Here is a 4920-nt window from a genome sequence, read left to right as displayed (position 1 = left end):
ATATGAAATAGCACAGAGCGGTGACAATCTTTTGATGAAATTCGGCGAGAATTACGTTGACGCAAATCTTATTATGGGACTTGATAAAATGTTCCCTAAACGCATAAAGCTGTTGTCGGGCGACAAACCTGTCATAAGCTATGCGATTAAGGGTGAATATAAGAAAATCTTGAATATTGTAAATAATTTGTTAAGTACAATAAAGGAATTGCAAAGTGCCGAAAAAGATAGTATAATAAAATCATAAGATTTTAAGGAGAAAGACATATGAAATATACAAAACTTGCGGCAGTGGCATTGGCAAGCATGATGATGTTGAGTGCCTGCGGTCAAAGTGCAAATAGTGACAATCAGATTGTTATGACTGTCGGCGATACACAGATTACCGAGAGTGAATTTAACTATTATATGAACACATATAAGGAAAATTACAATATGGGTCAGGCGAAAAAATCATCGCTTGAATACTGCCAAAGAAACCAGCTTATCGTTGAAGTTGCAAAGGCGATGGATATAAAGCTTGACAGTGACACACAGTCTAAATTAAAGGATTATCAAAAGTCGATAAAAGATTCTTATGACCGTGAGGGCGGATATAAGAAGTTTTTAAAGGACAATAAACTGACTGATGATTATATTGATACGCTTGCGTCGGTAAGCTATTATACGGACGCATTGAAGAAACAAACGGAAACACCTACATTTACGGAAGATGAATTGCGTGAATATTTTAAAGAACATTACAGACGTGTCAAGTATGTGTTGATTTCGACTATCGACTCACAAACCGGTGACGAAGTATCGGACGACAAAAAGGAAGAGGCAAAGAAAACAGCGGAAGAAGTTTTGGAAAAAGCACAAAACGGTGAAGATTTTGACACGCTTATAAGCAATTATTCGCCGAATACCGCAAATGATTCCGATGAAAACGGATATATTTTCACCGATAACGAAACAGGCATAGAATTTGAAGAAGGCGTTGATTCGATAAAGACCGACGAATTTACAATTGTTCAGTCAGATTCGGGATATTATGTAATAAAACGATTGCCGCTTGACGAATCACAGGAATGTTTTGAAGAAGAATATGAAAATGAGGCGGAAACTATCAATACTACAATGCAGAACAACGCATTTTACGAACAAGTTCAAAAATGGGCTGACGAATACGGTATAAAAGTTACCGTAAATGACGAAGTTTTAGACAAAATAAATTAATGAAATTATTAAATCGGAGTATAACATTCTGTTATACTCCGATTTTTTTGCTTTATGCGAAAAAAATTCCCAAAAACCATTGATATTAGAGTTCATTTTAGGTATAATAATATAGAATAGGTATATTAGCTATAATGAAAGGAATTAATAAAAAAATGGACAGTAATAAACAAATGGCAGATCTTTTGTTCAAGAATATAACAAAAACTCCCGACGATTACGAACAAATGTATCCCAAAAGAAATCTTGAAGAGGGTGCGGTTGTAACTCGTTTTGCACCGAGTCCGACAGGATTTTTGCATTTCGGCGGATTGTTTGCCGCATTTATCGGAAAGACGGCGACAAAGTCAACAAACGGTGTATTTTATCTTAGAATCGAAGATACCGATAAAAAACGTGAGGTTGAAAACGGTGTAAGCCTTATAGTAAAGGGACTTAACGATTTCGGTATAGAAATCGATGAGGGTATGCTGTCAGAAACTGACGAAAAGGGTGCATACGGTCCATATACTCAAAGTAAGAGAAAAGATATATATCAGGCATATGTTAAGTCGCTTGTTGAGCAGGGACTTGCATATCCGTGCTTTATGACGGAAGAAGAACTTGCAACAATCAGAGAAAAGCAGGAAAGTGAAAAATTACTTCCTGGTGTGTACGGTGAATTTGCAAAGTATCGCGACATCACTGTTGAAGAAGCACAAAAGAGAATTGAAAACGGCGATGAATACGTTGTAAGATTGAAGTCACCGGGTAAGGAAGACAAGAGAATTAAGTTTAAGGATGTTATCAAGGGCGAAATTGAAATGCCTGAAAATATTCTTGACGTTGTACTTTTGAAAAAGGACGGAACTCCTACATACCACTTTGCTCACATTGTTGACGACCATTTAATGCGTACAACTCACGTTATTCGTGGTGACGAATGGATTTCATCAGTGCCGATACACTTGCAGTTGTTCTGGCTATGCGGTTTAAAACCGCCTAAGTATGCGCACATTTCGCCTATTATGAAAGAGGAAAACGGCGGTAAGCGTAAACTTTCAAAGAGAAAAGACCCTGAGGCGGCAGTAAGCTATTACAGTGAGGTCGGTTATCCGAAAGGTGCAATTTGGGAATACTTAATGACACTTGCCAATTCAAATTATGAAGATTGGCGTCTTGCAAATCCTAATGAGGATATAGATAACTTTAAGTTTTCGTTCTCGAAAATGAGTAAAGCAGGCGCACTTTTCGATATGGTTAAGCTTGCGGATGTAAGCAAAAACTATATTTGCCGTTTGAGTGCGGAAGAAGTTTATGAAATGGTTACTGATTGGGCAAAGGAAAACAATAAGAAACTATACAAACTTCTTGTTGATGACGAAGAATATGCAAAGGCAATATTTGCGATAGAGCGTGGAAACGCAAAACCGCGTAAAGATATTTCGGCTTGGACAGACGTTGAAAATTACGTTTCGTATTTCTATTCGGAACTTTGGGACAGAAAATTTGATTTTCCGGATAATCTTTCAAATGATGATATGATAGAAATACTTGAACTTTACAAGCAGATTTACGACGAAAACGTCAGCAGCGACGATTGGTTCCCACAGGTAAGAGATATGGCGGAAACAATAGGTTATGCTAAAGCACCTAAGGTTTATAAAAAAGACCCTGATTCATATAAGGGACATGTCGGTGATGTCGCAGGCGTTATTCGTGTTGCGGCAACAGGCAGAAGAAATACTCCGGACCTTTACGAAATACTTCAAGTGCTTGGTAAGGACGAAGTGATGAAGAGATTTGACGAAGCAATAGAAAGTTTAAGGGGATAAAGATATATGGAAGAAATATTCAGCAGAAATTTTATTGAAGAAGCAATAGACAAAGACCTTGAGGAAAAAGTGTACGACCATGTACAAACGCGTTTTCCACCCGAACCTAACGGTTATCTTCATATCGGACACGCAAAGGCTATAAGCATAGATTTTGGTATGGCTGAAAAGTATAACGGAAAATGTAACTTGCGTCTTGACGATACTAACCCTACAAAGGAAGATACAGAATACGTTGACGCAATAATGGAGGATATAAAGTGGCTTGGCTTTAAGTGGGACAAGGTGCTTTATGCGTCTGATTATTTTGACGATATTTATGCGGCGGCTGTAAAACTTATCAAAAAGGGTAAGGCATATGTTGACGATTTGTCACCAGAAGAAATAAGAGAGTACAGAGGTACTCTTAAAACTCCCGGTAAGAACAGTCCGTACAGAGAAAGAACGATTGAAGAAAACCTTGATTTGTTCGAGAGAATGACAAATGGTGAATTTGCTGACGGTGCAAAGGTACTAAGAGCAAAAATCGATATGGCGTCACCTAACCTAAATATGCGTGACCCGATTATTTACAGAATACTTCGTGCACATCATCACAGAACGGGTGATAAGTGGGTAGTTTATCCTATGTATGACTTTGCACATCCTATTTCAGATACTGTTGAGGGTGTTACTCATTCGCTTTGCTCACTTGAATTTGAGGATCACAGACCGCTTTATGATTGGGTATTAAAAGAAGTCGGCTATGAAAGCCCTTCAAGACAGATTGAGTTTGCAAGAATGAATCTTAACTATACGCTTACAAGTAAAAGACGTTGTCTGAAACTTGTTCGTGAAAATATTGTGTCGGGTTGGGACGATCCGAGAATGTCAACACTTTGCGGTATGCGCAGACGCGGTTACACACCTGAGGCTATTCGTGATTTCTGTGAAAGAATCGGTGTTTCAAAAGCAAACAGCGTTGTTGACTTTGCTTTGCTTGAGGCTTGTATAAGAGAAGATTTGAATAAGAAAGCACCGAGAGCAATGGCGGTTTTAAGACCGATTAAACTTATAATCGACAATTATCCTGAAGATAAGGTTGAACAGATTGAAGTTGAAGTTAATCCTGAAAATCCTGAAATGGGTAAGCGAACAGTAGAATTTTCGCGTGAACTTTATATAGAAGAAGACGACTTTATGGAGGACGCTCCGAAGAAGTATTTCAGACTTTCACCCGGCAGAGAAGTAAGACTAAAAAGTGCGTATTACGTTACTTGCACAAGCTGTGAAAAGGACGAGGACGGCAATATTATTGCTGTACACTGCACATACGATCCCGAAACCCGCGGCGGTGACTCACCTGACGGACGTAAGGTAAAGGGTACAATTCACTTTGTAAGTGCCGCACACGCAATAGACGCGGAAGTACGTCTTTACGACAGATTGTTTACGGTTGAAAATCCGTCTGACGAAACAGGCGTAAATGACTTTACAGACAATCTTAACAAAGATTCTATGATAGTTCTTAAAAATGCAAAACTTGAAAGCAATTTGACAAATCTAAGTGTAGGAGATAAGTTCCAATTCCTTAGATTGGGATATTTCTGCGTTGATAAAGATTCAACACCTGAAAAGCCTGTTTTCAACAGAACTGTTGCATTAAAAGATTCATGGAAGAAAATTAATAAATAGAAAGAAGTTTTGAAAAATGGAATATACAAAATTTATGGCTGACAGAGTTAAGACGATGAAAGGCAGTGCCATTCGTGAAATGTTCAAGCGTATGGCTGATCCTGAGATTATCTCACTTGCAGGAGGAAACCCTGCGTCTGAATTGTTCCCGGGTGACGAACTTTCAAAAATTGCGGGTAAAATTCTTATGACAAACCCTACTCTTGCTTTGCAG

At 38.4% G+C, this 4920-nt stretch carries 4 protein-coding genes and 1 pseudogene; all 5 read left to right on the top strand.

Annotated elements, in window-relative coordinates; all coding sequences use genetic code 11:
* Positions 1-247, top strand: a 247-nt coding sequence (locus ACLTU0_RS10750) for a hypothetical protein (RefSeq protein WP_412322427.1), incomplete at its 5' end; no start/stop codon positions are given.
* A gap of 20 nt (positions 248-267) precedes the next feature.
* Positions 268-1218: a peptidylprolyl isomerase gene (locus tag ACLTU0_RS10745; RefSeq protein ID WP_412322426.1), complete on the top strand. Its 951-nt coding sequence runs from the start codon at positions 268-270 to the stop codon at positions 1216-1218.
* Between the two features lie 155 nt (positions 1219-1373).
* On the top strand, positions 1374-3032 hold the full coding sequence (gene gltX, locus ACLTU0_RS10740; protein WP_412322425.1) for a glutamate--tRNA ligase: 1659 nt from the start codon (positions 1374-1376) through the stop codon (positions 3030-3032).
* Positions 3033-3038: 6 nt separating this feature from the next.
* Positions 3039-4706 (top strand): glutamine--tRNA ligase/YqeY domain fusion protein, encoded by a 1668-nt coding sequence (locus ACLTU0_RS10735; RefSeq protein WP_117964948.1) that lies wholly within the window; start codon positions 3039-3041, stop codon positions 4704-4706.
* Between the two features lie 16 nt (positions 4707-4722).
* Positions 4723-4920 (top strand): annotated as a pseudogene (locus ACLTU0_RS10730) (PLP-dependent aminotransferase family protein); the annotation flags it as partial.

Origin of the sequence: Hominilimicola sp. (assembly GCF_046972485.1) — a bacterium.
GTDB lineage: Bacteria > Bacillota > Clostridia > UBA1381 > UBA1381 > Hominilimicola > Hominilimicola fabiformis.
The sequence above is the reverse complement of the archived record's forward strand: the minus strand, read 5'-3'. Positions and strand labels throughout refer to the sequence as shown.

What these genes read in the sequence shown, in the direction of transcription:
- ACLTU0_RS10745 (WP_412322426.1), top strand. Translation starts at nt 268, where the DNA reads ATGAAATATACAAAACTTGCGGCAGTGGCATTGGCAAGCATGATGATG.
- gltX (WP_412322425.1), top strand. Translation starts at nt 1,374, where the DNA reads ATGGACAGTAATAAACAAATGGCAGATCTTTTGTTCAAGAATATAACA.
- ACLTU0_RS10735 (WP_117964948.1), top strand. Translation starts at nt 3,039, where the DNA reads ATGGAAGAAATATTCAGCAGAAATTTTATTGAAGAAGCAATAGACAAA.